Source organism: Streptomyces venezuelae (assembly GCF_008642295.1).
Lineage (GTDB): Bacteria > Actinomycetota > Actinomycetes > Streptomycetales > Streptomycetaceae > Streptomyces > Streptomyces venezuelae_C.
The window spans coordinates 1183856-1210316 of sequence record NZ_CP029190.1 but is presented as its reverse complement, the minus strand read 5'-3'; the positions used below and the strand labels follow the sequence as shown (position 1 = coordinate 1210316).

The following is a 26461-nucleotide window of genomic DNA, read 5'->3' as shown; positions in this document are numbered from 1 at the left end:
CAGACTAGGCCCCGGCGGTCTCCGCCACCCCCGCGTCCGTCGGCCGGGTGAAGTGGAGTTCCCGTTCCGTCAGCGGCGGTCCGGTCAGCTGGGCGAGGCGCGGCCCGCGCAGCGCCCGCAGCAGGATGTCCGGCCGGACCAGGGCGGTGATCGGGGCCGACAGGGTCATCACCTCGGTGAGCGCGGTCGCCACCGCGAAGTCCGCGGTGGCGGTGCGCACCAGCCGGTCGACATAGCGGGCCAATAGCCGATCCGCCGCGCCCGGCCGCTTCCCGACGGCCTCCGGGTAGAAGATGTCCTGCCCCGTGGCGAGGTCCCAGGCCACCGACACGGGCCGGGCCACCGCCCGCTGGGTGCGGCGGGCCAGGCCCGGGGCCCGCAGTCCGCCCCGGGCGAGCTCCCGGCCCAGGGCGCGGGCGCCCTGGGCGGCCACCGACATGCCGTGGCCGTAGACGGGGTTGAAGGAGGCCACGGCGTCGCCGACCACCACGTACCCCTCGGGCCAGGCCCGGGACTTCTCGTAGTAGCGGCGCCGGTTGGCGGTGTTGCCGAAGGTGCTGACCTCCGAGAGCGGTTCGGCGTACTCCAGGAGTTCGGCCACCACCGGGTGCCGTGCCGTGCGCGCGAAGGCGGCGAAGGCCTCGCTGTCGCCGGTCGGTTCGCCGCCCCGGGTGCCGGCCAGGGTGACCAGCCACCGGCCGCCCTCGACCGGCATGATGACGGCGGTCTTGCCGGGCCGCGGATCGCGGGCCACCGGCTGGATGTTGACGACCGGGAAGTCCTCGGTCCCGGCCGGGGCCCGGTACATGCGGCTGGCATAAACCAGACCGGAGTCCACCAGTTCCTCGCGGATTTCGGGCAGGCCGAGCTCCCCCAGCCACTGCGGGGTGCGGGTGCCGCGGCCAGCCGCGTCCACCACCAGTTCGGCCGGCAGGGTCTCTGCCGCCGCCCCGTGCGGCTGCACCCGGATGCCGGTGACCCGTCCGGCATCGCCGGTCAGGCCCAGCACCCTGGTCCGCTCCACGATCCGTACCTTCCCCAGGGCCCGCACCCGTTCGCGGACCACCTGGTCGAGCAGCTCCCGGGTGCCCGCCATCAGGTGGTGGGTGGGCCGCCAGCGCCGGTACCAGCCGCCCGGGGAGAGGGCCACCATGCCCGCGGTCAGCGGGATGCGGCGGGCCCCCGCCGCCAGCATCCGGTCGGTGAACCCGGGGACCAGGTCCTCGATGGCCGCCGCCCCGCCGGACCACAGCAGGTGCGCGTGGTGGCCCTGCGGCAGGAAGGCGCGCGGCTCGGCGGCCGTCGGCAGCACATCGCGTTCGACCACGGTGATCTGGTCGGCGTACGGGGCGAGGGCCGCCGCGGCGAGCAGGCCGGCCAGCCCGCCGCCGATGACGACGGCCCGTCTCGGCAGGGGCTGCTCGGGGCGGGGGCTCTCACTCATGGATGGCTGCTTTCGGTACTGGCCGCATGCCGGCGGGTCTGTTCTACGACGGGGGAGCGGAGGGCGAGCGAGATGCTCACCAGATCGCGCGGCCCCTCGGCGGCTGCCGACGTGTAGGCGTCCGCCGAGCCTATGACCTTCTCCTCCGGGTCCGCGGCCCGGGCCCGGACGGCGGCGGCCACCATCGCCGCGTCGGCGGTGGCGTCGGCCTGCAGGCTGCCCGCCCCGGCTGCGAGGACCGCCGCCCGGGTGCGGTCGCGCAGGGCGTGGTCGAAGTACGGGTCGAGGTGCAGGATCCCGTCGTGGATGTCGGCCACCCGCTGGGTGACCCGGAGGTCCGCCGGGGACCACCAGGAGATGCGTACGGAGCGGGAGCCGTGCGGGACCACCGGCCGCAGCTCGCGCCAGAGCGGACCCAGCCGGCGGTACGTCGCCCAGGTCTGCCAGCTGGCCGACAGCCGCTGTACCAGCAGCGGCAGCACGAAGCCGGTGCCGATGAGCAGGGCGGAGAACGAGGCGACGGGCGGGGCGACGGTGGTGCTGAGCATGTCCCAGTCACGGCCGGTCAGGCGGGCGCCGACGGCGGCGAACTTGGCCGCGTCGAAGACCAGGTTCAGGACGAACCCGCACACCATGAGGATCAGCCCGGACCGCAGCGAGCCCCGGACGTGCAGCGACCAGCGCCGGCACAGCACGGTCATCACGACGGCGGCGCCGGTGTGCGCCACCAGGTAGACCAGCACCATCTCGCGGATGAACGGGGTGTGCACGTAGTACGTGTCGAAGTCGCGCAGCCGCTCCACCGGCGCCTCGCCCAGTGTGAACAGGACGATCTGCGCCACGATCACCGAGCTGTACAGGGCCGTGCACCAGCGGGAGAGCCGGCGGGTGCGGTCGGCGGGCCCGCCGCGCCAGTTGATGAGCAGCAGCAGGCAGGAGGCGCTGAAGGCGGTGAGTATGCAGTAGACCAGTGGCGCCGAGAAGTTGGGGATGCCGGTCAGCCGGTTGACGGCGGCGATGGTGGGCGGTGCGGCGAAGAAGAACACCGAGCTGGCCACCAGGAGCAGCACGCTGACGGCCCGCACCAGCGGATCGCGCCAGTGCCGGGTCAGGCCCGGGAGCTTGCAGGCGAACGCGACGACCAGCACGCTGGCCGGAATGTAGAAGTCCAGGCCTTTCAAAGGTCAGCCTCGTGGCCCTCGGTAGCCCAGGGACGCCTCGATCCGTCCGGCCAGCTGGTCCCGTTCGGTCGCCGCGGGGCTCAGCGTGGCCGACAGCCAGGGCCGGCACTTGCTGCCCAGCAGCAGCCCGAAGGTTTCCGCCTCGGTCTCCTCGCGCACGTCGGCGCGCGTCCGGGCGGCAACCCGCCGGACGGTCTCGCTGAGGTCCGCCTCCTCGGACAGCAGCCGGGCGGCGACGGCGGCGCCGTCGACGTGGTGGCTGCAGTGGCCCGCCTTCATGTGCCACAGTTCGTGGCCGAGGATCACCAGCTGGTGGTCCGGAGCGGTGCGCTCCTCGATGATCACCAGGTCCCGGTCCGCCATGTCGAGCCAGAGACCGCTCGCGGTCCCCGGCGGGAACGAAGCCATCCGGAACTCCACCCGGCGACCGCGGTGCCTGCTCATGCCCTCGCAGAGGGCGGCGTAGAGGTCCACGGGTTCCACGGGGGCGGCGAGTCGGATGCCGGCCACCAGCTCTCCGCACAGCCGCCGCTGCTCTCTGCCTATGCTCACCGTTCTCCCCGTCGGCGCGGATCCGGATCAGGACTCAAGGTCGTCATTCAAGGTCGTTCGGTTTGACGCTTTCCAGCAGCATGTCCAGCCATTCGGTGACTTTGTCCCGGTGTTTGTCGCTGGGCAACTGGGCGGCCCGCCAGGCGATGCCGCGTACGCCGTGGTTCTGTAGCAGCCGGGCCAGCGGATCGGCGGCGGCCGATGCGGCCTCGGCCGGTGCGGTGAGGTCCTGGAGGAGTTGTTGCTCGGTGCGGAGCAGCGCGTCGGTGAGGGCGTCGGCGTCGTGGGCGGTGAGGAACCCGGCGTGCACCCCGAAGAAACGCTGGATCGCGTCACAGTGTTCCATGGTGGGGCGGCGGTCGCCGTTGATCAGGGCGCCGGCCTGCTGCCGCGACATGGCCGCGCCGTCTGCGATCTCCTGCTGGGTGTACCGGCGCCCGTTGGGCTTGACCCGGGTGCGGCGGAGCAGGTCCAGTCGTTGCAGGAAGCGGGCCTGCAGGTCCGGTTCGCCGGCCGGGCGGCCTTCCAGCAGGGCCTTCACCACGTCGGCCGGGACGCCGGAGGCATCCGAGAGCCGGTGCAGGTCGAAGACCTCGGCATGGTTGCGTCCGAGCTTGTCCGCGAGTTCGGCGACGCGCGCGACGGTGGCTGCCAGGGGCACGGTGGCCACCGCGACGGGAGCCGGGAAGCCGTCTGTCACCAGTGGTTCTCCTAGATCACGCGAGGTCGGTTCGGACACGTGGTTGGCCCCTGGAGGCTAGCCGTTCAGCCGTCGGAGGGCTAGAACTTGCCACAGCTGTGGCGGGAATACGCTGTCAAGGGGCTTGAATTGCCACAATAGTTGACACTCGAATGATGTGGGTAGCAGGATCGCCACAGGGAAACGAAGATCCAGACCGTGAGAAGGGGGAGCTCTCGGTGCCACATCTCGCAGCGGTGGGCCCGTCCGACGGCCTCTCCCGTGCCGCCCGGACCGGTGAGGAGTGCCCGGCGGGCGATGAGCCCGTACGTGGCGCAGTGCGGCTGGAACGCCGCAAGGAGATTTTGCGCCAGCGCCGCGAGGAACTGGGCCTGAGCCAGGAGGACCTCGCCGCCCGCCTGCGCATCAGTGTGCGTGCGTACGGCAACTGGGAGCGCGGACTCGTCAAGGAGTGGACCGACCGCAAACTGCTCGCCCTGGCCGAGGCCCTGGAGATGAGCGAACGCCAGTGCTTCTGGCTGTTCCGGGTGATGGTCGACCGCGACCCGCCGCCCACCTGGCGGGCCGCACAGGGAAGCCGGCTGCCCGAGGACCCGGCGCAGCGCGACTACCTCCGGGACTACGCCGCCCTGATGGAGGCCGTCCCGTACCCCAGCTTCCTGGTGGACCACCGCTGGGACGTGGCGCTCACCAACTCCGCCTTCGACCAGCTCTTCCAGACGGTCCGGCCGCACCCCACCGCACTGCCCGACGACAACTTCCTGAGGTTCGTGCTGTTCCATCCGGATGCGGCAGCGGTACTGGAGGACCACGAGCCCGCCTGGTGCGTGCCGCTGCTGGCCCAGTTCGCCACCGCGCTCGCCGCGGACCCGGAGGACCAGGGGCTGCGGAGCATCCGCCAGGAGGTGGCCCGGGACCCGTTCATGGAGGCCGCCTACCGGTACGGGGTGCCGCACTGGCTCAGCACGTACGGGGCCGAGGCCGCCGAACGCGACGGCGCGGTGCTCGCCGTCCGCCACCCGGACCCGCGCTGGGGCCTGGTGCGCTGCCGGATGGTGTCCGAACACGGCCGGATGCTCGACGCCATGGGCCTCACCCGGATCACCCTGGTCCTCTCCGCCCCGCAGGGACTGCCCGCGGACCGGGGCGGCGCCGGACTCCCGCGTCAATCGGCCGCCCGGCTGCGCGCCGTGCCGCCGCTGGGAGAGTGACCGGGTCGGTGACACTGGTGCTGCCGCCCCGGCGCGGGGCGGCCGGCCCCGGACGCTGACCGGCTGGGAGAGGGTGGTGGGGGAGTGCGGCTGACGATCCTCGGCGGAGGCGGATTCCGGGTCCCGCTCGTGTACGGGGCACTGCTCGGCGACCGGGCTCCGGGCCGCGTCACGGCGGTCACCCTGTACGACGCGGACCCCGCCCGGCTCACCGCCATCGCCCGGGTGCTGGCCGACCAGGCCGAGGGCGTGGCCGATGCCCCGGCCGTGACCGCCACCAATGACCTCGACGAGGCCCTGCGCCGTGCCGACTTCGTCTTCTCCGCCATCCGCGTCGGCGGCCTGGAGGGCCGCGCCACCGACGAGCGGGTGGCCCTGGCCGAGGGGGTGCTGGGCCAGGAGACGGTGGGCGCGGGCGGGATCGCGTACGGCCTGCGGACCGTGCCGGTGGCCCGCGAACTGGCCCGCCGGATCGCCCGGACGGCCCCGGACGCCTGGGTCATCAACTTCACCAACCCGGCCGGCCTGGTCACCGAGGCCATGCAGGAGGAGCTCGGCGACCGGGTCATCGGAATCTGCGATTCACCCGTGGGACTCGGCCGCCGGATCGCCCGGGTGCTGGGCGCCGTACGCCCCTCGGAGGCCTGGATCGACTACGTGGGCCTCAATCACCTGGGCTGGGTGCGCGGGCTGCACCTCGGCGGCCGGGACGAGCTGCCCCGGCTGCTGGCCGACGACGCAGCCCTGGAGTCCTTCGAGGAGGGGCGGCTGTTCGGCGCGGAATGGCTGAAATCCATCGGCGCCATCCCCAACGAATACCTCCACTACTACTACTTCAACCGCGAGGCGGTCCGCGCCTACCGGGAGGCGAAGCAGACCCGCGGCGCCTTCCTCCGCGACCAGCAGCGCGCCTTCTACGCCGAGGCGGACCGGCCCGGGCAGGCCGCCGGGGCGGCGCTGGCCGCCTGGGACCGGACCCGTGCGGAGCGCGAGGCCACGTACATGGCGGAGAACCGCGAGGCGGCGGGCGCCGGGGAGCGTGAGCAGGACGACCTGGAGTCCGGCGGCTACGAGCAGGTGGCCCTGGCGCTGATGCGGGCCATCGCCCGGGACGAGCGGACCACGCTGATCCTCAACGTCCGCAACCGCTCCACGCTGTCCGTCCTGGACGGCGCTGCCGTGATCGAGGTGCCCTGCCTGGTGGACGCGAACGGGGCGCATCCGGTGGCCGTCGATCCGCTGCCGTACCACGCGGTGGGGCTGGTCACGGCGGTCAAGGCGGTGGAGCGGGAGGTGCTGTCGGCGGCCCGCAGCGGCTCCCGGGCCACCGCGGTCAAGGCCTTCGCGCTGCACCCGCTGGTGGATTCGGTGGCGGTGGCACGGCGGCTGGTGGACGGGTACACGGCGGACCATCCGGAACTGGCCTACCTGCGCTGAGGAGTCGGGGTTCCGGGAACCGAGGCGGATACGCCATTCGTCTGAACCGGTGGGTAACAGAACCACAGCAGAGAAATGAACTGATCGGGGGATCGGGCATGGCCGGTACGGGTGTCACGCTGGGCGAGGAAATCATGCTGCTCTCGCTGGACGACGAGTCCGGCTGGGCGAAATCGCGGCAGGCGGCCGGCTGGGCGGTCGCGGGCGGCATCCTGCTCGAACTGGTCATGGCGGAGCGGGTGTCGGTGACCGGCGCCTACCTCGGGGTGCTCGACTCCACCCCGACCGGCGAGCCGCTGCTCGACGGCCGGCTGGCGCAGCTGGAGGCCTGGATGAAGGGCCGCAGTAAGCGCCGGGTCACCGACTGGCTGACCAAGGACCACACCAAGGCCGTCGGGGCGGCCGTGCAGCGGCTGAGCGAGCGCGGCCTGGTGACCGAGGAGCGGCACAAGGTGCTGGGACTGTTCCCGGTGCGCCGCTACCCCGAGGCGGACGGCTCCACCGAGCGCGAGCTGCGCGAGCGCCTGACCGCGACCGTACTGGGCAAGGCCGATCCGGACGAGCGTACGGCCGGCCTGCTGGCCCTGCTGCATTCGGCCAAGCTGCACCGGCTGGCCTTCCCGGAGCAGCCGCGCAAGGAGGTCGCGCAGCGGATGGCGGAGATCACGGCCGGTGAATGGGCGGGGGAGAGCGTCCGGTTGGCGATCCGGGACATGCAGGCGGCGGTGATCGCGGTCACCGCGGCGACCATGGCCGCCGCGGTGGCATAGCGTCCTCGCTTCCCAGGCGTCCGCCGGGTCGGGAATTCACCGATTCAGCTGGGAATCCTGCTGCCTAGGTTGCCGTCGGGTAGTCGTACGAGGGGACGTCCGGCAGGGCCGTGAGGTCCGGGCGCCAGTGGCGCAGGACGGCCGCCGAGGGGGCGTACAGCGCGGCCGGGATCCGGTCCGGGGCGAACCACTCCCAGCCGGCGATCTTGTGCGGCTCGGTGACGGCCGGGGTGCCCTCGGCCCGCTCGGTGACGGCCGCCGCGGTCAGCCGGGTGGTGCCCGGGTCGGCGTCGAGCTGGACGGCGAGCACCCGGACCGATGCCGGGTCGGCCCGCAGGTCCGTCTCCTCGGCGAGCTCGCGGACCGCGGCCTGCTCGAAGGACTCCCCGGGGTCCACCTTGCCGCCCGGCAGCTCCCACCGGCCGTCGTGGGCCTGCCCGAGCAGGATCCGCCCGTCGCTGCCGATCACGATCAGGCCCACGCCGACGACGGCATTGGGCTGCGGGACGGCCCGCTCCGGGCGTTCGTGCTCCGGGTGCTGGGGTGCGGTGGTCATCGTGGTCCTTCCGTGGCGGGGGTGGGCCGGGCCCGCAGGTGCATCCGCTCGCCCTGCGGCCCGAACAGGCTGAGGAACTCCACCGGCTGGGGTCCCGCGTTGAAGAACGCGTGCGGGGTGCGGGTGTCGAACTCGGCCGCCTCGCCGGCCGTCAGCACCAGATCGTGCTCGCCCAGCAGCAGCCGGAGCCGCCCGGAGAGCACGTACAGCCATTCGTAGCCCTCGTGGACCCGGGGTTCGGGCAGCGGCACCCCGGCCGAGCCGGGGGCCGGCTCCGGCGCCGGCGGCATGATCGTCTTGAAGGCGCGCAGCCCGCCGACGCTGCGGGTCAGCGGCACATGGGTGCGGCCGTCCCGGACGAAGGGCTTGGCGCGGACACGCGGGTCCCCGGTCTCGGGCGCCCCGACCAGTTCGTCCAGGGCCACCCGGTGGGCCTTGGCGAGCGGGAGCAGCAGCTCCAGAGTGGGCTTGCGCTGTCCTGACTCCAGCCGGGAGAGCGTGGAGAGCGAGATTCCGGTGGCCTCGCTGAGCTGGGCCAGTGTGGTGCCGCGCGTCCGGCGCAGCTCGCGCAGCCGGGGGCCGACCGCGGTGAGTACCTCCGCGAGCTCGGATTCCTCGTCGTTGCTCATGATCCTATTTGCTGCTTCGGCAACAGCATTTGTCAAGGAGGCGGGCTCGGCCGCAGGCTCGCCGGTATGACGAATGCAGACCGAGCAGATGAGGCAACGGGGGCAGCAGGGGCTGAGGCGGGGGCCGAGGTCGAGGTGCTGGTGGTCGGAGCCGGGGCGGCCGGTCTCGGCGGGGCGCTGACCCTGGCCCGGGCCCGGCGCTCGGTGCTGGTGCTCGACTCCGGCAGCCCGCGGAACGCCCCCGCCCGGCACATGCACGGCTATCCGGGCTTCGACGGGGCGAACCCCGCCGAGCTGCTCGCCCGGGCCCGGGCCGAGGCGACGGCGTACGGGGTGCGCTTTGCCGAGGCCGCGGCGATCGCGGCGGACCGGCTGCCGGACGGCGGCTTCCTGGTCCGCTGTGACGACGGCAGCTCGGTCCGCGCCGCCCGGCTGCTGGTCGCCACCGGCCTGGTGGACGTACTGCCCGAGCTGCCGGGCCTGGCCGGGCGCTGGGGCCGGGACGTACTGCACTGCCCGTACTGCCACGGCTGGGAGGTCCGGGACCGGCCCCTGGCGGTCCTGGCCACCGGCCCCACGGCCGTCCACCAGGCACAGCTGTGGCGCCAGTGGAGCGACCGGATCACCCTGCTCCGGAACGGCCGGCCACTCACCCCGGAGCAGTACGGGGAACTGGCCGCCCGCGGTATCGCTGTTGCGGACGGCGCGGCCACCGGTCTCCGGCTGACGCCGGACGACCGCCTGGCCGGGGTGGAGCTGGCCGATGGCACGGTGGTGGCCTGCGAGGCCCTGGTGGTCGCCCCGGGCTTCGCCGCCCGCGCCGCGGTCCTCACCGCCCTCGGCCTCCCGCTGACGGAGGTCGTGCGGGAAGGCCAGACCGTCGGCACGGTCGTGGACGCCGACCCGAACACCGGAGCCACCGCCCTGCCGGGGGTCTGGGCGGCCGGCAATGTGACCGCTCCGTTCGAGAAGGTGGTGGGAGCGGCGGCGCAGGGGGTCCGCGCGGCGGCAGCCATCAACGCGGACCTGATCGCCGTGGAGATCCGCCGCGCGACCGGGGCGCACCGGGCGACGCCGGCGACGCCGTAGCGGGCGGTGCACCCGGTGCCCTCTCTGCACCCGGTGCCCTCTCTGCGCTCGGTCGGGTGTGCGGGTTTCGGTCAGGGCGGGGCCGTGCAGGATCTCCGACGATCAGATCGTCATCACAGCCACCGGGGGGCGCCATGGCACATGTGCTGGTCATCGGAGGCGGGGTCGGCGGGCTGGCCACCGCGCTGATCGCAGCCCGGCACGGGCACACCGCCGAGCTGTTCGAGCGGGACACCCGTGCCCCCGGCCGGGCCCTCGACCGCGATTTCTTCGGCTGGCGGCGCTCCGCGGTCCCGCAGGCCACCCAGCCGCATGTGCTGCTCGGCGCCGCCCGCACGGTGCTGCGTACCGAACTGCCCGACGTATACGAGGACATGCTGCGGCTCGGGGCCCGGGAGCGGCACGAACTGGACTGGTTCGACGAGCGGCCGGCGGCCCGGCCGGGCGACGAGGACCTCGTCATGCTCCAGGCCCGCCGGATCGTCCTGGAGAGCGCCCTGTCCACCGCCCTGCGCGCCGAGCCCGGTGTGATCATCCGTTACGGGGCGCCGGTCACCGGCCTGTTGACGGTCGCCGGATGCCGGGCGACCGGGGTGCGGACCGCCGACGGCGACCACCCGGGCGACCTGGTGGTCGACTCGGGCGGCCGGCGCGGCGGCACCGAGCGCTGGCTGGCGGCAGCCGGCTGCCGCCCGGCCGTCGTGGAGCGGCACCGTACCGGCCTGGCGTACTTCTGCCGCTGGTACCGGCTGCCGGCCGGCCGGGAGGACGGCCCGCGTCGGCCGTGGGCGGTGACCGGCGGCACCTTCGCCGGCTGTGCGGTCTTCCCCGCCGACAACCGGGTGTTCGCGGTCACCCTGATCGTGCACACTGCGGACCCGACCCGGTCCGCGCTCCGCGCCCCGGCGGTCTTCGAGGCCGCCGCGCGCACCTTCCCGCCCGGCGCGGCCTGGCTGGGCCTGGGGGCCGAGCCGCTGTCCGAGGTGCACGCCTCGGCGAGCCTCGACAACCGGTGGAGTGCCCTGGTCGACGAACACGGGCCGGTGGTCAGCGGTTTCGTGCCGGTGGGCGATGCCGTCACGCACACCAACCCGACCCTGGGGCAGGGCATGTCCCTCGCCCTGTGGGCGGCCCAGCGGGTCGGCAGGACCGCGCACCAGGACCCGGGATCGGTGGAGTTCGCCGCCGAATACCACGCATGGGCGGTCCGGACCCTCAAGCCCTGGTTCGATTTCCAGGTGGTGGCGGACGCGGCGATCGGGGAGCGGTTCGCGACGCAGGTCAGCCGTACCGGCACGGCGCGCGAGGTGGCCGCGCTGTTCGACTGCGCGCTGGATGACCCGGAGGTGATGCGGGCGAGGGCCCGGGTCCGGCATCTGGCGGAACCGCCCGAGCGGGCGTACGCGGACCCGGAGATCCGGGCCCGGGTCGCCCGCTGGCTGGCCGCCCGCCCGGACTACCGGCCGAATGCGGCGGGCCCGGACCGCGCGGAATGGGAGAAACTCACGGCGGGCTGACCCGCCCGCGGTCAGGCCGGTCAGCCCAGTCAGGCCGGTCAGGCGTCCACCGGCTGCCAGGCCGGGCCGTCCCCGTCCCGCCGGACGTGTCCGAAGACCACGTCGGCGAGGTGGACGCCGAAGCCGATGGTGCCGGGCTCCGCCAGCTCGGCGACGAGGCGCCGGCGGTGCTCGGCGGTGGCGGCGAGGTCGTGGTCGAAGCCGGAGGACCATTCGGGGCGGTCGATCTGGATCGGCGAGTGCAGGGCGTCACCGAAGGCGATCAGTCGCCGTCCGCCGCCGGTGATGACGTACTCGGCGTGCCCGACGGTGTGGCCGGGGGTGATGCGTACCTGCACGCCGGGGAAGACCTCCTGCCCGTCCGTGACCGTACGCACCCGCGGCGCGAGGGCCGCGACCTGCTCGGCCATGCCCTGGGCCTCCAGGAGGTCGCGCCCGCCCCACTCCTGCTCGGAGATCAGGTAGTCGGCGTGGGCGAGCAGGGGCCGGTCACCGCCGGGGGCGGGGTGACAGGCCCAGCCGAGGTGATCGGAGTGGAGGTGGGTGAAGGCAACGGCTTCGATGTCCTCGGGGGCGCGTCCGAGGCCGGCCAGGCCCTTGGGGAGCGCACCTCCGTGGATCGTGGCCAGGGGGCCGTCCGGGACCTCCAGTGTCTGCGGGCCGAAGCCCGCGTCGATCAGCAGCGCGCGGTCGCCGTGCTCCACCAGCAGGGCGCCGACGCTCCCCACGAGGTGGCCGTTGGCGTCCAGGTACTCCGGGTGTGCCGCCCACACCTCGTCGGTGCTGTCCGGGAGCAGCTGCAGCGGCCGGAGCCGCACATCGCCGTCCGGCACGTACGACACCTTCGTCTCGCCCAGCCGTATCGAGCGGACTCCCGCCGGCCGGTTCAGTCGTCCGGCTCGCTCCACCGTCAAGTCGGCCATGGGTTCACTCCTGTGAGTCGTCGTCAGCCATGTCTCGGCCGTGCATCGGCCATGCGTCGTCGCGTTCCCCGCGGCGACGACGCTCACCATAAGCATCAAGTTCGAATCATTCAAGCTGGAAATATGTTGCCTTGACGGAGTTGCTAGGGTGGTGGCATGACGACGTCCCCCGGCACCGGCACGCACGCGCAGGCAATCGCCGAGCGACAGCTGTGCGGTCTGGTGAACGGACTGGCCCAGCGGATCACCGAGCACGTACGGGAACGCGCCACCGCCCTGGGCATCACCGCGCCCCAGGCGACCGCGCTACGTGAGATGAGCGGGCCGATGACCATGCGGGAGCTCGCCGAGCGCATGAGCTGCGAGCCCTCGAACACCACCTTTGTCGTCGACAAGCTGGAGAAGCAGGGCCTGGTCGAGCGGCACCCGCACCCCACCGACCGGCGCGCCAAGCACCTCGTCCTCACCGCCGAGGGCACCGCTCTGCGGACCCGCCTCCTCGAACTGCTCGCCGTGGACTCCCCGCTGTCCGGCCTCACCCCGCAGGAGCAGCGCGTCCTGCACGGCCTGCTGGACCAGGCCATCGCCACTGGGGGGGCCTCCGGCTAGCCAGCCTAGGCGCCCCGGCCGCCGCCCAGTACCTGGTCCAGGTCGTACCGGACGACCTCCTCCAATTGGGCGTACGTGCAGCTCTCCGGCGTCCGGTCCGGCCGCCACCGGCGGAACTGGGCCGTGTGCCGGAAGCGGTCGCCCTCCATGTGGTCGTACGCCACCTCGCACACCCGCTCGGGGCGCACCGGCACCCATGACAGGTCCTTCTTCCCGGTCCAGCGGCTCTGCGCCCCCGGGAGCCGGGCACTCTCGTGCGCCGCCTCCTCGGTCCAGGCGGCCCACGGGTGGCCCGCCGCCCCGTCCATCCGCAGCGGCTCCAGCTCCTCGACGAGCTCGGCGCGGCGCTTCATGGGGAAGGCGGCGCAGACGCCGACGTGCTGCAGGGCGCCGTGCGCGTCGTACAGGCCCAGCAGGAGCGATCCGACAATCGGACCGCTCTTGTGGAAGCGGTAGCCCGCGACGACCACGTCGGCCGTACGCTCGTGCTTGATTTTGAACATCAGGCGGGCATCGGGCCGGTAGGGGAGATCGAGCGGTTTGGCGATCACCCCGTCCAGTCCGGCGCCCTCGAACCGCTCGAACCACTCCTGAGCCTGCGTGGCGTCGGTGGTGGCGGGCGCCAGATGGACGGGGGGCTTGGCCATGGACAGGGCGTGGACGAGGGCGTCACGGCGATCGGACAGCGGGGTGTCGAGCAATGCCTCGTCACCGAGCGCAAGCACATCGAAGGCGACGAAGGAGGCGGGGGTGGTCTCGGCGAGCAGCTTGACCCGGGAGGCGGCCGGATGGATCCGTTCGGTCAGCCGGTCGAAGTCGAGCCGCCCGTCGTGCACGATGACGATCTCCCCGTCCACCACACAACGCTCCGGCAGATTGGCCCGGAGCGCCTCGACCAGCTCGGGGAAGTACCGGGTCAGGGACTTCCCGGTGCGGCTGCCGATCTCCACCTCCGCGCCGTCGCGGTGCACGATGGCCCGGAAGCCGTCCCATTTCGCCTCGTACTGCATACCCGGCGGGATCCGGGCCACGGACTTGGCGAGCATCGGCTTCACGGGGGGCATCACCGGCAGATCCATATCCCGATTCTGAAGCGATCCCTCCGGATCCGCCCGGCACGCGCGCATGCGCGGGCGTGAGGGGGATCTGCGCCGGTATGCGAGCCGGGGCGGCCCGGCCTACCGTGGCCCACATGGGTGCTGCCGGAAATGCGATCGAGCTGGAGGCGGGCGGACGGAAGGTGCGGCTGTCCAGTCCCGACAAGGTCTACTTTCCGGAGCGCGGCCTCACCAAGCTCGACGTGGCCCGGTACTACCTGGCGGTGGCCGACGGCATCACCCGCGCCCTGCGCAACCGGCCCACCACCCTGGAGCGCTACCCGGACGGGGTCGAGGGCGAGTCCTTCTTCCAGAAGCGCGCGCCGAAGAACCTCCCGGAGTGGATCCCCACCGCGCACATCGCCTTCCCCAGCGGCCGTACCGCCGACGAGATCTGCCCGACCGAACCGGCCGCCGTGCTGTGGGCCGCCAACCTCGGCTGCCTCACCTTCCACCCCTGGCCGGTGCGGCGCGAGGACACCGACCACCCCGACGAGCTCCGGATCGACCTGGACCCGCAGCCCGGCACCGACTACCACCAGGCGGTGGTGGCCGCCCACGAGCTGCGCGACCTGCTGGAGGAGCTGGGCCTGCGCGGCTGGCCCAAGACCTCCGGCGGCCGTGGCCTGCACGTCTTCGTTCCGATCGAACCCCGCTGGACCTTCACCGAGGTACGGCGCTGCGCCATCGCCCTGGGCCGGGAACTGGAACGGCGCATGCCGGGGAAGGTCACCACGGCCTGGTGGAAGGAGGAGCGCGGCGAACGGATCTTCGTGGACTACAACCAGACGGCCCGCGACCGCACCATCGCCTCCGCCTACTCGGTCCGGCCCCGCCCGCACGCCCCGGTGTCGGCCCCGCTGCGGTGGAACGAGATCGACTCCGCCGAGCCCCGCGACTTCGACATCGTGACCATGCCGGCCCGGTACGCCGAGCTCGGCGATCTCCACGCGGACATGGACCGGCACGCGTTCAGCCTCGAACCGGTCCTCGAACTCGCCCACCGCGACGAACACGACCACGGCCTGGGCGACATGCCGTACCCGCCGGACTATCCGAAGATGCCGGGCGAACCCAAACGCGTCCAGCCGAGCCGGGCCCGCCCGGACCTGGAGACCCCCGAGTGACAAGCCCGCCGCCGCCACCGGCCACCGGCCACCGTGAACGCGTGTTGATCAGTCGTTGATCGGACGTACATCGGCGATGGTGAGGATCTGCGCATGTCCATGAACACAATCGCTGTGGGGGCAGCTGCCGCTGCCTGGTACGAACTCGCCCTGTGCGCCGAGACGGGCGCCGACTTCTTCTTCCCGGAGCCGGGAACGTCCCTGCGGGACGCGAAGAGGCTGTGCGGTGCGTGCGAGGGACGGGCGGGCTGCCTGGAGTACGCGCTGGCCAACGACGAGCGCTTCGGCGTCTGGGGCGGCTTGTCCGAACGCGAACGCTCCTCCCTCCGCCCCCGCTAGCGCAATGCCTGGCAGAGCATCGCTCTGCCAGGCATCACCGTCGCTCGCCCTCGCCTCAGGGCTTCGCCTCAGGCCTTCGCATCAGGCCTTGCGGGCCGCGATGCGGGCCGCCCGGGCGGCCAGCTTCTCGTCGAGCTTGCGCGCCTCCGCGTCCAGGCCGTTCATGAACAGTCCGAGCTCGTCCTGGGCCTGCTGGCCCTCCGGACCGAGGCCGTCGATCTCCATGACCTTCAGGAAGCGGAGGACCGGGCTCAGCACGTCGTCGTGGTGGATCCGCAGGTTGTAGACCCCGCCGATCGCCATCTGCGCGGCCATCCGCTCGAAGCCGGGCATGCCGTGTCCGGGCATCCGGAAGTTGACGACCACGTCGCGCACGGCCTGCATGGTGAGGTCGGGGGCGATCTCGAAGGCCGCCCCGAGCAGGTTGCGGTAGAAGATCATGTGCAGGTTCTCGTCGGCCGCGATGCGCGCGAGCATCCGGTCGCACACGGGGTCGCCGGACTGGTGGCCGGTGTTCCGGTGCGAGATGCGGGTGGCGAGCTCCTGGAAGGCCACGTACGCGACCGAGTGCAGCATCGAGTGCCGGTTGTCGGACTCGAAGCCCTCCGACATGTGCTGCATCCGGAACGCTTCCAGCTTGTCCGGGTCCACGGCGCGCGAGGCCAGCAGGTAGTCGCGCATCACGATGCCGTGCCGGCCCTCCTCCGCGGTCCACCGGTGCACCCAGGTGCCCCAGGCGCCGTTGCGGCCGAAGAGGGTGGCGATCTCGTGGTGGTAGCTGGGCAGGTTGTCCTCGGTGAGGAGGTTCACCACCAGCGCGATCTTGCCGATGTCGGTCACCTTGGACTGGCTGGGGTCCCAGGCCTCCCCGTCCTCGAAGAAGCCGGGGAAGTTACGGCCGTCGCTCCACGGCACGTACTCGTGCGGCATCCAGTCCTTGGTGATCTTCAGGTGGCGGTTGAGCTCCTTCTCAACCACCTCTTCCAGCGCGTACAGCAGTTTGGCGTCGGTCCACGCCTCCGAGCTGCCGAGGTGGGGAGAGGTGATCGTCACGGGTGGCTCCTGGGGGACAAGCGAATTACCTACGGTTCCGTAGCCTACGAACCCGTAGGTTAAGCGCGGCGTGAAGACCAGCCAAGCCCGGACCGCCGCCATGGGCTGTTACATCCGGTTATGTATGCAGGTGGGGGGCTGTCCCGGGCAACGAAAATAAGACACGTCCGGACGGCCCCTTCCGGCCGGAAGGGGCTCATCCGTCGTGCCTGAGTTCCGGGTCTGCTGCCCGGTCAGTCGTGCCACATGGCTGCGCGTACCTCCGCCGCCGTGGTCGGCCGCAGCTCACCGTCGAGCAGCAGCCACCGCGTGATGCCGATCGACTCCAGGAACGGCACATCGTGGCTGGCCACCACGAGCGCCCCCTCGTACGACTCCAGCGCATCGGTCAGCTGCCGCACGCTCGCCAGATCCAGGTTGTTCGTCGGCTCGTCCAGCATCAGCAGCTGCGGAGCCGGCTCCGCCAGCAGCAGTGCCGCCAGCGCCGCCCGGAACCGTTCGCCGCCGGACAGGGTGCCCGCCGGCTGGTCCGCCCGGGCGCCCCGGAAGAGGAAGTGCGCCAGGCGCGCCCTGATCCGGTTGTTGGTGGCCTCCGGCGCGAACCGCGCCACGTTCTCCACCACCGACAGCCCGTCGTCCAGCACATCCAGCCGCTGCGGCAGGAACCGCGCCGGAACGTGGCCGACCGCCTCCCCGGCGGCGGCCGGGAGCAGCCCCGCGATCGTGCGCAGCAGGGTGGTCTTGCCCGATCCGTTCCGGCCGACCAGGGCGATCCGCTCCGGCCCGCGCAGGTCCAGCTCGCCGGGAACCACCGGTACGCCGCCCCCGTGCGCGAGCACCAGCTCGCGCAGGGTCAGGACGTTCCGCCCCGCCGGCACCCGGGTGGCCGGCAGTTCGATCCGGATTTCGTCGTCGTCCCGGACCGCCTCGACGGCCTGGTCGAGCCGCTCCCGGGCCTCTGCCAGTTTCTCGGTGTGCATGATGCGGTGCTTGCCGGCCGACTCCTGGGCGGCCCGCTTGCGCGCATTCATCACGATCTTGGGCTCGCGCTTGGTCTCGAACATCTTCTGGCCGTAGCGCTTCCGCCGGGCCAGCTTGACGTGGGCGTCGGCCAGTTCGCGCTTCTGCCGCTGTACGTCGGCCTCCGCGACCCGGACCATCCGTTCGGCCGTTTCCTGCTCGGCCGCGACGATCTCCTCGTACGCCGTGAAGTTCCCGCCGTACCAGCGGACCTCACCCTCGCGCAGCTCGGCGATCTGGTCGACCCGTTCCAGCAGCTCCCGGTCGTGGCTGACCACGACCATCACTCCGGACCAGGACTCCACGGCGTCGTACAGCCGCCGCCGGGCCCGCAGGTCCAGGTTGTTGGTCGGTTCGTCGAGCAGCAGGACGTCGGGGCGGGCGAGGAGCAGGGAAGCGAGCCGCAGGAGTACGGACTCGCCGCCGGACAGGTCGCCGACCGTACGGTCGAGCCCGATCCGGCCCAGGCCCAGCCGGTCGAGCATGGCATGGGCGCGCTCTTCCACGTCCCAGTCGTCGCCGACGGCCGCGAAGTTCGCCTCGGTCGCCTCGCCCGCCTCGATGGCGTGCAGGGCGGCCCGGGTGGCCGCGATGCCCAGGACCTCGTCCACCCGCAGTGCGGTGTCGAGGATGGTGCCCTGGGGGAGGTGGCCGATGGTGCCGGCCGCCGCGATCTGACCGTCGGAGGGCTGGAGTTCACCGGCGACGAGCTTCAACAGGGTCGACTTGCCACAGCCGTTGAGGCCGATCAGACCGGTGCGGCCGGGGCCGATGGCGAGATCGAGATCCTCGAAGACGGGGGTTCCGTCGGGCCAGTCGAAGGCGAGGCGGGAGCAGGTGACAAAAGAGGGGGCATGACTCATGGAGGCCTCCAGGTTGCGTGAATGGTGAGCTGCAACGTGGGGAGACACCGCGGATGGATGGTGGGTGTCTCGAACCTCAGAAGAGCAATGTCCTGCTCCGATCGACGGCAATGGGGCGTCTTCGAAGTTAGGTCAGGCCTGGGGCGCTCGCAAAGGGTTTATCTCAGGGGGGTGCGGGTGGGGTGTCAGCAGGAGCCGCGCATGAGCTCGGCCAGGCTGTGGTCCACGTCGAGGTAGAGGTGCTCGAGGCCGGGCGGGACCACCGAGCAGGAGCGGTCCAGGAAGTGCCGCAGGTCGGCGCTGGCCAGCAGAACGATTGCGACGCCTTCGGGGGCGTGGAACTCGATCACGGTGCGCCCCGTTTCGTACGGCCGGACGCGTACGTCCCCGTACCCGGACGGGCGGTCCAGACCCGCTTCCAGGAGGTCGCGGGCGAAGGTCCACGACACCTCGATCCCCTCCAGGGTCGCGGGGGCGGGGAAGGCCATGCGCATGGCGAACGGATCCGCGCGGTCGTAGCAGAGAGTGACGGGAACGGTCTCGACCTTCGGCGCGGTGGCGACCAGACGGGCCTCTACGGTCTGCTCGATAACGGTGATCAAGGCTCGCTCCCTTGCTGCGGATCGGGTTGCGGGCTGGGGTGGGGGCCCGGCATCCGGATAGACGCTGGATCGGCCGGATCCGTGCAGGGGGAGATGAGTGACCTGTGTCACCGATTGGCCGGATCCAGACCGTGTGATCGCACAGAGTGATCGGTGGGGGTGGGGTGCGGGCTGCGAGGGAAGGGTATGCGTGGGTGTGGGGGCGGCTGTCGCGGGCTTTCCAAGTGATCGCATTACGGCTGATTCGTGCTCACTCCAGAGGCCCAAGGCGAGGCTCTCGACCCCCATTTGGGCGTACGGGGAGCGCGGTGGAGGCACCCTGGACGGCGATCTCGGGGTGCGTTAGCTTCCGGCGCCATGAGACGTTTCGGAGTGGGGATTGGCATGTGCGCGGCAATGCTCGCGCTGGGGCTGTCGGCGGCACCGGCGCAGGGGCATGCGTACGGGCAGACGCGTGATGGCTTTCCCGGCGTCGGGTGGGCGCTGAAGGACACCGGCACGGATGCCCGCTTCCGCGGACTGGCGGCGGTGAGCCGCACCACGGCCTGGGTGTCCGGCTCGAAGGGCACCGTGCTGCGCACGGTGGACGGCGGGCGCAGCTGGCGGAACGTCTCGCCGCCGGCCGCGGCGGGGCTGGAGCTCCGCGACATCGAGGCCTTCGACGCGCGGCGGGCGGTCGCCCTGTCCATCGGAGAGGGCGAGGACTCGCGGATCTTCCGCACCGAGGACGGTGGCGCGAGCTGGACCGAGACCTTCCGCAACCCCGATCCGCGGGCCTTCTACGACTGCCTGACCTTCTTCGACCAGCGGCACGGACTCGCCATGAGCGATCCCGTGGAGGGCAGGTTCCGGATCCTGTCGACGGACGACGGGGGCCGCAACTGGCGGGTGCTCCCGAACACCGGGATGCCGGACGCCCTGCCGGGCGAGGCGGGTTTCGCGGCGAGTGGCCAGTGCCTGGTGAGCGCCGGGCCGCGGGACGTGTGGCTGGCCACCGGCGGCGGCGCGGTCGCCCGGATCATGCACTCGGGAGACCGGGGGCTGACGTGGACGGTGACCGACGCGCCGGTGCCGGCCGGGGAGCCGGCCCGGGGGGTGTTCGGACTGGCCTTCCGCGACCGCTCCCACGGTCTTGCGGTGGGCGGCGATTACCGTACGGGCCAGCCGTCGCCGCAGGCTGCGGCGGTCTCGGCGGACGGCGGCCGGACGTGGCGGCCGTCGAAGGCTGGCCCGGCGGCCTACCGCTCGGGGGTGGCCTGGGTGCCGTTGCTCCCCTCGGTTGCGCTGGCGGTGGGTCCGACAGGCACGGACGTGACCTGGGACGCCGGTGCGACCTGGCGGTCACTCGACCCCGGCTCGTTCGACACCGTCGACTGCGCGGGCGTGACGGCCTGCTGGGCGGCGGGGGAGAAGGGACGGGTGGGGAGGCTGGAGGGGAACTGAGCGGGCCGGATGTGGGCGACCTGCGGCTATGAAGGGACCAGGTCGTCCGGCGACTCGCGGAGGGACCGGGCGAACAGCTCGGAGCGGACGAGTTCGAGGAGGCGGCCCAGCCAGTTGCGGCCGTCGGGGGCGTCCCGCCAGAACGGGGACGCGGAGCTGCCCGTGTAGCTCAACCTCGCCTCTCCGGTGGACAGAAGGACCGCCGCCAGATCCGGGTGCTGGGTGAACTTCGCCCGGAGGAGATCCGTCATCACGGCGAGGCGCACGGCGGACGGTTGGGAGAGTCCATGGGTCAGGGCGGTGTAGGCCTCGTCCACGGACGGATGTGTCTGCCCGTCGACGACGACGGTCGACGGGTATTCATTGCGCAGGACGAACAGGCCGAGCGTCTCGGGCCAGCCCTGGGGGTAGGTCTGTTCGTTGAGCGTGATGGTGGCAACGATGGGATCGTCGGCGTCGGCGTCGGCGTACCGGAGCCGTTCGGCGGTTGCCGATCCGTCGGCGCGGATGAAGTAGTCGAGCGTCTGCTGGTGCATGAACGCCGTGACCACCGGGCCGTCGCCGTCGACGGGCCGTCCGATGTCCGTCGAGAGGACGCGCAGGGGGCGGTCCTGGAGGTCCATATCGCCGAGGACGTAGATGCGGCGATGCGGCGGGACCTTCAAGTACGCCTCGCGCAACGCGAGGCGGTGGGACTCCGAGGGGTCGTCCCGGTAGCGGCGGATCGCGTCCCAGCAACGGTCCGCGCTGGTCGGGCGGCCGTTGAGGGTCTGGATCCGGTCGGCGATCTCGGACATGAACCCTTCGCGGGTGAGGGGCTCACTCCGGCGGGACCGCCATTTCGACGGCTCGGCCGGCAGGTCGTGCACGGTGGGATCCGTCGGGGAGATCCGGCCGGAGGCCAACTGGCGTTTCAGGCCCGCCATATCGGTGAGCTCGGGGGAGCCGATGGCTCCGTCCGCGTAGACGAGCAGATCCTCGACGTAATAGGAGCCGCTCCACCCGCGACGCCAGACATGGCGCCACACCCCGTCGATTCTCTCTCCGTCGACCACCCGGTACATCGGTCCCCGCCACGTCATACGAGCACGTTAGCCCTGCTCGTCCGGTCCCTCCCAGCGGGGATTCGATTCCTGCCACGGGCTGTCCGCCAGCCCCGCGCTCCTACCGTGCCGTCTCCCGTACCGTCGCCAGGTCCGCCGACGTCTTCGTCGCGATGAATTCGGTGATGCGGTAGGCGCAGACGCCCGCCTCCACGAAGGGGTCCTCCGCCGCGATCTTCTCGATTTCCGCGCGGGAGACCCCGCCCGCCAGGATGATGCCGCCGTCCCGCGGGACCTTGCGGCCCGAGGCGAGGAAGATGCCCGCCGCGTAGTAGCCGTTCAGCCAGGCGATGTGCGCGTCCATCTCGTCGTCCACGGCTTCGACGGGCGCGGTGTAGGTCAGCTCCATTACGAACATGATCGTCAGGCTACTCTCGGAGCATCATGACGAGCGTGAAGACCCCCGCCGACGAGGCCGAGGCCCGGGCGATACAGGACGAACTGCGGAGTCGTGTCGTTTTCGGCGAGGCCGGTCCGCCCGTCGGGCAGGGGCTCGTCGCCGGGGTCGACGTCGCGTACGACGACGAGCGCGACCTGGTCGCCGCCGCGGCCGTGGTGATCGACGGGGCCACCCTCCGGGTGGTGGAGGAGGCCACGGCCGTCGGGCAGGTCAGCTTTCCCTACGTGCCCGGGCTGCTGGCCTTCCGGGAGCTGCCCACCGTGCTGGCCGCTCTCGACGCCCTGACGGCCACCCCCGACCTGGTCGTCTGTGACGGCTACGGACTGGCCCACCCGCGCCGCTTCGGGCTGGCCTGTCACCTCGGTGTGGTGACCGGGCTGCCGGCCATGGGCGTGGCGAAGAACCCGTTCACCTTCACCCATGAGGAGCCCGGCACGCGGCGCGGCGACTTCGCAGCCCTCCGCGCCGACGACGGCACCGAGGTCGGCCGGGCCGTGCGTACGCAGGACGGCATCAAGCCGGTCTATGTGTCCGTCGGGCACCGGGTCACGCTCGACAACGCCTGTGCGCACGCGCTCGCCCTCAGTCCCCGCTACCGGATTCCCGAGACCACCCGGCTCGCCGACTCCCTGTGCCGGAAGGCACTGAAGGCAGCCGGCTGAGCCGGGCGAGGCGGAGAGGGAGTTCGCCGGCCCCCCGGCGGCCCCGCCTCAGCGGATGTCCGCCACCTCAGCGGATGTCCGCCACCCGGAAGCGGATGCCCGCCTGCCGGAGCCGGTCCAGCAGGGCATCGCCCATCGCCACCGCCGTGGTCAGCTGGCCGGCCGTGGCGGGCAGCGGGTCGTACGCGAGGCAGAGTGCCGACTCGGCCAGCATCTTCGCGGTCTCCCCGTAGCCGGGGTCGCCGCCCGCGACCTCGGTCAGGACCCGGCGCCCGCCGCCCTCGCCGACGAAGCGGACGCTGAACCAACTGCGGGCCCGGCGTTCCGCGTCCGGGCCCTGGCCCGGTTCCCAGCGGTTCATCAGCCAGTTCCGGGCGGCCGGCACCTGCGCCACGGCGGCTGTCGCGCCCACCGCCAGGGTGCCGCCCACGGCGATCGGCAGGTGCTTGACCGAGGCGTAGTGGCGGTAGCGGAAGTCCGGGCCATAGCGCTCCAGGGCGGCTGCCGAGCGGGCCACGATCTGCGGGTCCAGAGTGGGCAGGGGCAGCGCCCAGGTGCCGGTCTCCTGGCTGAACCGGGGTGCTCCGGCCGCTCCGCGGGCCCGGCGGCCCAGCAGCCGGGGTTCGTGGAGCCGGCGTTCCCGGGCCGCGGCCAGGGTCTGCGGGCCGCGGCCGATGGCGGTGAGCGCCGAGGCGAGGGTGCCGCCGGAGAACAGTCCGCCGCCGCGCATGAACCCGTCCACGGTCAGCGGGACCCCTTCGGGCAGCTGACGGACCGTGAAATAGGCGCCCAGGTCGGCGGGAACGGAGTCGAACCCGCAGGCGTGCACGATGCGTGCGCCGGTCTCCCGGGCGTGCGCATCGTGCTCGACGTACATCCGGTCGATGAATTCGGGTTCGCCGGTGAGGTCCAGATAGTCCGTGCCGGCCTCCGCGCAGGCCGCGACCAGTTCCGCGCCGTACCAGATGTACGGGCCGACGGTGGTGGCCAGGACCCGGGTGGCGGCGGCCAGTTCCCGGACGGCCCCGGGGTCGGTGGCGTCGGCGCGCAGCAGGGGCAGTTTCGCGCAGTGCGGATACAGTGCGGTGAGCCGTTCGCGGAGCCGTTCCAGTTTGCCGGTGTCGCGGCCCGCGAGGGCCCACCGGCAGTCGGCCGGCGCATGCGCGGCGAGATACTCCGCCGTCAGCGCCCCCACGAACCCGGTCGCCCCGAAGAGCACGACGTCGTACGTGCGTTCCGGTGCGTCCTGTCTGTTCATCCCCGCTCCTCCCAGCTGGTGTCGGTCGCTGAGGCTAGCGTGAGCTGCGGCTGTCCGTGTCGGCAGGTGTGACCTGCAGTAAGAGGAGGCGTCGGTGAAAGCGGCGGTGCGCAAGTGGGAAGCGGTGCGGGAGTTCGCCCTGGGGCTGCCCGAGGCGGTGGAGGAGTTCCCCTGGGGGCCCGAGGACTGTGTGGTGAAGATCAACAAGAAGATCTTCGTCTTTCTGGGGAACACGGATGGCCCGCAGCCGCCGGGCGTGTCGGTGAAGCTCAAGGACGAGGCGCTGCACGGTCATGCGATGACGGCTCCCGGGGCCGAGCCCACCGGGTACGGGCTGGGGAAGGCCGGCTGGGTGTCGGTGCCGCTGGGGGAGAAGGGGGCGCCGAGTGCGGAGGTGCTGTGCGAATGGGTGGAGGAGAGCTATCGGACGGTGGCCCTGAAACGGCACGTCAAGGAGCTGGACGCGCGGATCGGCGGGCGGATCGGCGGGCGGGTCCGGGTAAACGACTAAGCGCTTGCTCTTGTGTTGAGTGGAGCGCGTTCCTAGCATCGCTGGTGTTACATCGGTTGTGTCACACAGTCGCAGACGCGTAGACGCTGGGGGCTCGATGGCAGTGACAGGGAACGGCGGGGCCGACGGCAACGGCGGGACCGGCCGGGGCGGCCCGCTCGCCGGGGTGCGGGTGGTCGAGCTGGCGGGCATCGGCCCGGGGCCGTTCGCCGCCATGCTCCTCGCCGACCTCGGCGCCGATGTGGTCCGGGTGGACCGGCCCGGCGGGGGCGGCCTCGCCGTGAACCCCGCGTACGACGTCACCAACCGCAACAAGCGCTCCGTACTGATCGACCTGAAGGCCGCCGACGGGCCCGCCCGGGTGCTCGACCTGGCCGAGCGGGCCGACATCCTGATCGAGGGCTTCCGGCCCGGAGTCGCCGAGCGGCTCGGGGTCGGCCCGGCCGAGTGCCGGGCCCGCAACCCGCGGCTGGTGTACGGCCGGATGACCGGCTGGGGCCAGGACGGCCCGCTCGCCCACACCGCCGGGCACGACATCGCGTACATCGCCGTCACCGGGGCGCTGGGCATGATCGGCAAACCGGACGAGCCCCCGGCCGTCCCCGCCAACCTGGTCGGCGACTACGCGGGCGGCTCCCTCTACCTGGTCATCGGCGTCCTCGCGGCCCTCCGGCACGCCCGCACCCCCGGCGGCACCGGCCAGGTCGTGGACGCGGCCATCGTGGACGGCACCGCCCACCTCACCGCGATGATCCACGGCATGATGGCGGCCGGCGGCTGGCAGGACCGGCGCGGCGCCAATCTGCTCGACGGCGGCTGCCCCTTCTACGGCACGTACCAGACCTCGGACGGCGGCTACATGGCCGTGGGCGCGCTGGAGCAGCAGTTCTACGACACCTTCACCGAGCTGCTCGGTATTGCCGACCGGGCCCCGGCCCGCAAGGACCTGGCCCGCTGGGAGGAGCTCCGTGAAACCGTGGCCGCGCAGTTCCGGACCCGTACCCGGCAGGAGTGGACGGCCGTGTTCGAGGGCACGGACGCGTGCGTGGCGCCGGTGCTCTCGCTGCGCGAAGCGCCCGGGCACCCGCAGCTCGCCGCCCGCGGCACCTTCACCGAGTTCGGCGGGATCGTCCAGCCGGCACCCGCACCCCGCTTCTCCGCGACCCCCGGGGCGGTGTACAGCGGTCCGGCGCAGCCCGGCGCCGACACCGAGGCGGTCGCGCAAGACTGGGACGTACCCACGCTGACCGGCACCCCGACCCCGACCGGGACCGGGACCGAGACCGGCACCGGGACCGAGACCGGTACCCCGACCGGGAAGGACGCCTGATGTACCTGTCCATGCTGCTCGACTACGCCGGTGATCCGCGGCGGGCCGCCGACCAGGCCGCGGCGCTGGAGGCGGCCGGCCTGGACGCCGTCTGGGTGGCCGAGGCCTGGGGCTTCGACTCCCCGACGATCATGGGCTACCTGGCCGCCCGCACCGAGCGTATGCAGATCGGCTCGGCCATCCTCAACGTCTACTCCCGCACCCCCGCTCTGATCGCCCAGACCGCGGCCGGACTGGACGCGGTCTCCGGCGGCCGGGCCCTGCTCGGCCTCGGCGCATCCGGCCCGCAGGTGATCGAGGGCTGGCACGGCAAGCCGTACGACCGGCCCCTCGGCCGGACCCGGGAGACGGTCGAGCTGTGCCGCCGGATCTGGCGCCGCGAGACCGTCGACCACCACGGCATCACCGATATGCCGCTGCCGCCGGAGAAGGGCGGCCGGCACGGCAAACCGCTGAAGATCCTCACCCGGCCGGTCCGCGACCGGATCCCGGTCTACATCGCCTCGCTCGGCCCGGCCAATGTGGCGCTGACCGCGGAGATCGCGGACGGCTGGCTGCCCACCCTGTTCATCCCGGAGAAGGCGGCGGCCGTGTGGGGGAGCGCGCTCGCCGAGGGCGCGGCCAAGCGGTCGCCCGAGCTCGGACCGCTGCAGACGGTCGCGGGCGGGCTGCTCGCCATCGGTGCGGACGCCGCATCCGTACGGGACCTGGCCCGGCCGCAGATCGCGCTCTACGTGGGTGGCATGGGGGCCGTCGGCAAGAACTTCTACAACGACCTGGCCGTCGCCTACGGCTACGAGCAGGAAGCCAGGAAGATCCAGGAGCTGTACCTCGCCGGCCGCAAGCGGGACGCTGCCGCCGCCGTCCCGGACGAGTTCTGCGAGCTCATGACGCTGTGCGGCCCCGAGGGGTACGTACGCGAGCGCATCGAGGCCTTCCGGGAGGCCGGCGTCACCCATCTCAACGTCACCCCCGTCGGCCCCGAGCCGGCGCGGCTCATCGAGACCGTCCGCAACTGGCTCTAGGGGGCCCGGT

At 72.3% G+C, this 26461-nt stretch carries 27 protein-coding genes; 13 read left to right on the top strand and 14 right to left on the bottom strand.

What is annotated here, in order from left to right:
- Nucleotides 1–4: 4 nt before the first annotated feature.
- Genes DEJ50_RS05420 through DEJ50_RS05405 form a run of 4 tightly spaced genes read right to left on the bottom strand, consistent with a single transcriptional unit; the run spans nt 5 to nt 3877 of the window.
- Nucleotides 5–1444, bottom strand: a complete 1440-nt coding sequence (locus tag DEJ50_RS05420) for an FAD-dependent monooxygenase (RefSeq protein WP_150206423.1) — start codon at nt 1442–1444, stop codon at nt 5–7.
- Nucleotides 1441–2625, bottom strand: coding sequence for an MAB_1171c family putative transporter (locus DEJ50_RS05415; RefSeq protein WP_150206422.1), 1185 nt, complete (start codon nt 2623–2625; stop codon nt 1441–1443). The genes DEJ50_RS05420 and DEJ50_RS05415 overlap by 4 nt, the downstream gene beginning before the upstream one ends.
- A gap of 3 nt (nt 2626–2628) precedes the next feature.
- The gene (locus tag DEJ50_RS05410; RefSeq protein WP_150206420.1) at nt 2629–3177 is read right to left on the bottom strand and encodes a toxin-antitoxin system, toxin component; all 549 of its coding nucleotides are present in this window, start codon (nt 3175–3177) and stop codon (nt 2629–2631) included.
- A 43-nt stretch (nt 3178–3220) separates the two neighbouring features.
- The gene (locus DEJ50_RS05405; protein ID WP_150206418.1) at nt 3221–3877 is read right to left on the bottom strand and encodes a helix-turn-helix domain-containing protein; all 657 of its coding nucleotides are present in this window, start codon (nt 3875–3877) and stop codon (nt 3221–3223) included.
- Between the two features lie 218 nt (nt 3878–4095).
- On the opposite strand from DEJ50_RS05405, the gene DEJ50_RS05400 reads away from it, so the two are divergent.
- The 3 genes from DEJ50_RS05400 to DEJ50_RS05390 all read left to right on the top strand — a co-directional run bounded on the left by DEJ50_RS05400 (nt 4096) and on the right by DEJ50_RS05390 (nt 7295).
- Nucleotides 4096–5088, top strand: coding sequence for a helix-turn-helix domain-containing protein (locus tag DEJ50_RS05400; protein ID WP_223837611.1), 993 nt, complete (start codon nt 4096–4098; stop codon nt 5086–5088).
- Between the two features lie 84 nt (nt 5089–5172).
- Complete coding sequence (locus DEJ50_RS05395) at nt 5173–6525, top strand: 6-phospho-beta-glucosidase (RefSeq protein ID WP_150206416.1); 1353 nt, start codon at nt 5173–5175, stop codon at nt 6523–6525.
- 98 nt (nt 6526–6623) lie between these two features.
- Entirely contained in the window at nt 6624–7295 is a 672-nt protein-coding gene (locus DEJ50_RS05390) for a GOLPH3/VPS74 family protein (protein ID WP_150206415.1), read from the top strand.
- Nucleotides 7296–7359: 64 nt separating this feature from the next.
- Here DEJ50_RS05390 and DEJ50_RS05385 read toward each other — a convergent pair whose 3' ends face one another.
- On the bottom strand, nt 7360–7851 hold the full coding sequence (locus tag DEJ50_RS05385) for a nucleotide triphosphate diphosphatase NUDT15 (protein ID WP_150206413.1): 492 nt from the start codon (nt 7849–7851) through the stop codon (nt 7360–7362).
- The gene (locus DEJ50_RS05380) at nt 7848–8480 is read right to left on the bottom strand and encodes a helix-turn-helix transcriptional regulator (RefSeq protein ID WP_150206411.1); all 633 of its coding nucleotides are present in this window, start codon (nt 8478–8480) and stop codon (nt 7848–7850) included. The genes DEJ50_RS05385 and DEJ50_RS05380 overlap by 4 nt, the downstream gene beginning before the upstream one ends.
- Before the next feature lie 66 nt (nt 8481–8546).
- On the opposite strand from DEJ50_RS05380, the gene DEJ50_RS05375 reads away from it, so the two are divergent.
- Both DEJ50_RS05375 and DEJ50_RS05370 read left to right on the top strand, forming a co-directional pair.
- Entirely contained in the window at nt 8547–9569 is a 1023-nt protein-coding gene (locus DEJ50_RS05375) for an NAD(P)/FAD-dependent oxidoreductase (RefSeq protein WP_150206409.1), read from the top strand.
- Nucleotides 9570–9703: 134 nt separating this feature from the next.
- Entirely contained in the window at nt 9704–11086 is a 1383-nt protein-coding gene (locus DEJ50_RS05370; protein WP_150206407.1) for an NAD(P)/FAD-dependent oxidoreductase, read from the top strand.
- A 38-nt stretch (nt 11087–11124) separates the two neighbouring features.
- On the opposite strand, the gene DEJ50_RS05365 is transcribed toward DEJ50_RS05370, so the two are convergent.
- A complete protein-coding gene (locus DEJ50_RS05365) occupies nt 11125–12009 on the bottom strand; it encodes an MBL fold metallo-hydrolase (protein ID WP_150206406.1) in 885 nt (294 codons plus the stop codon).
- Nucleotides 12010–12165: 156 nt separating this feature from the next.
- Here DEJ50_RS05365 and DEJ50_RS05360 point away from each other — a divergent pair, with 156 nt between their 5' ends.
- Nucleotides 12166–12618, top strand: a complete 453-nt coding sequence (locus DEJ50_RS05360) for a MarR family winged helix-turn-helix transcriptional regulator (RefSeq protein WP_150206404.1) — start codon at nt 12166–12168, stop codon at nt 12616–12618.
- 5 nt (nt 12619–12623) lie between these two features.
- Here DEJ50_RS05360 and DEJ50_RS05355 read toward each other — a convergent pair whose 3' ends face one another.
- Complete coding sequence (locus tag DEJ50_RS05355; RefSeq protein ID WP_150206402.1) at nt 12624–13697, bottom strand: ATP-dependent DNA ligase; 1074 nt, start codon at nt 13695–13697, stop codon at nt 12624–12626.
- 113 nt (nt 13698–13810) lie between these two features.
- Between DEJ50_RS05355 and ligD the strand changes: the two genes are divergently transcribed.
- On the top strand, nt 13811–14842 hold the full coding sequence (gene ligD, locus DEJ50_RS05350) for a non-homologous end-joining DNA ligase (protein ID WP_150206400.1): 1032 nt from the start codon (nt 13811–13813) through the stop codon (nt 14840–14842).
- A gap of 93 nt (nt 14843–14935) precedes the next feature.
- Complete coding sequence (locus DEJ50_RS05345; RefSeq protein ID WP_150206398.1) at nt 14936–15181, top strand: WhiB family transcriptional regulator; 246 nt, start codon at nt 14936–14938, stop codon at nt 15179–15181.
- Nucleotides 15182–15262: 81 nt separating this feature from the next.
- Here DEJ50_RS05345 and DEJ50_RS05340 read toward each other — a convergent pair whose 3' ends face one another.
- From DEJ50_RS05340 to DEJ50_RS05330, 3 genes are all read right to left on the bottom strand, one after another.
- The gene (locus DEJ50_RS05340) at nt 15263–16234 is read right to left on the bottom strand and encodes an acyl-ACP desaturase (RefSeq protein WP_150206397.1); all 972 of its coding nucleotides are present in this window, start codon (nt 16232–16234) and stop codon (nt 15263–15265) included.
- 233 nt (nt 16235–16467) lie between these two features.
- Complete coding sequence (locus DEJ50_RS05335) at nt 16468–18117, bottom strand: ABC-F family ATP-binding cassette domain-containing protein (RefSeq protein ID WP_150206395.1); 1650 nt, start codon at nt 18115–18117, stop codon at nt 16468–16470.
- A 185-nt stretch (nt 18118–18302) separates the two neighbouring features.
- Nucleotides 18303–18719, bottom strand: coding sequence for an SsgA family sporulation/cell division regulator (locus DEJ50_RS05330; RefSeq protein WP_150206393.1), 417 nt, complete (start codon nt 18717–18719; stop codon nt 18303–18305).
- 357 nt (nt 18720–19076) lie between these two features.
- On the opposite strand from DEJ50_RS05330, the gene DEJ50_RS05325 reads away from it, so the two are divergent.
- On the top strand, nt 19077–20162 hold the full coding sequence (locus tag DEJ50_RS05325) for a WD40/YVTN/BNR-like repeat-containing protein (RefSeq protein WP_223837610.1): 1086 nt from the start codon (nt 19077–19079) through the stop codon (nt 20160–20162).
- 26 nt (nt 20163–20188) lie between these two features.
- Here the strand turns inward: DEJ50_RS05325 and DEJ50_RS05320 are convergent, their stop codons facing one another.
- Both DEJ50_RS05320 and DEJ50_RS05315 read right to left on the bottom strand, forming a co-directional pair.
- Nucleotides 20189–21244, bottom strand: a complete 1056-nt coding sequence (locus DEJ50_RS05320; RefSeq protein ID WP_223837609.1) for an NADAR family protein — start codon at nt 21242–21244, stop codon at nt 20189–20191.
- A gap of 82 nt (nt 21245–21326) precedes the next feature.
- The gene (locus DEJ50_RS05315) at nt 21327–21623 is read right to left on the bottom strand and encodes a YciI family protein (protein WP_150206392.1); all 297 of its coding nucleotides are present in this window, start codon (nt 21621–21623) and stop codon (nt 21327–21329) included.
- A 26-nt stretch (nt 21624–21649) separates the two neighbouring features.
- Between DEJ50_RS05315 and DEJ50_RS05310 the strand changes: the two genes are divergently transcribed.
- Nucleotides 21650–22327, top strand: coding sequence for an endonuclease V (locus DEJ50_RS05310; RefSeq protein ID WP_150206390.1), 678 nt, complete (start codon nt 21650–21652; stop codon nt 22325–22327).
- A gap of 67 nt (nt 22328–22394) precedes the next feature.
- Here the strand turns inward: DEJ50_RS05310 and DEJ50_RS05305 are convergent, their stop codons facing one another.
- Complete coding sequence (locus tag DEJ50_RS05305; RefSeq protein WP_150206388.1) at nt 22395–23585, bottom strand: saccharopine dehydrogenase family protein; 1191 nt, start codon at nt 23583–23585, stop codon at nt 22395–22397.
- 94 nt (nt 23586–23679) lie between these two features.
- Here DEJ50_RS05305 and DEJ50_RS05300 point away from each other — a divergent pair, with 94 nt between their 5' ends.
- The 3 genes from DEJ50_RS05300 (at nt 23680) to DEJ50_RS05290 (ending at nt 26451) form a co-directional block, all read left to right on the top strand.
- Nucleotides 23680–24096 (top strand): MmcQ/YjbR family DNA-binding protein, encoded by a 417-nt coding sequence (locus DEJ50_RS05300; RefSeq protein ID WP_150206387.1) that lies wholly within the window; start codon nt 23680–23682, stop codon nt 24094–24096.
- Nucleotides 24097–24193: 97 nt separating this feature from the next.
- Entirely contained in the window at nt 24194–25426 is a 1233-nt protein-coding gene (locus DEJ50_RS05295) for a CaiB/BaiF CoA transferase family protein (RefSeq protein ID WP_190344295.1), read from the top strand.
- Entirely contained in the window at nt 25426–26451 is a 1026-nt protein-coding gene (locus DEJ50_RS05290) for an LLM class F420-dependent oxidoreductase (RefSeq protein ID WP_150206385.1), read from the top strand. The genes DEJ50_RS05295 and DEJ50_RS05290 overlap by 1 nt, the downstream gene beginning before the upstream one ends.
- The last annotated feature ends 10 nt before the right edge of the window (nt 26452–26461 follow it).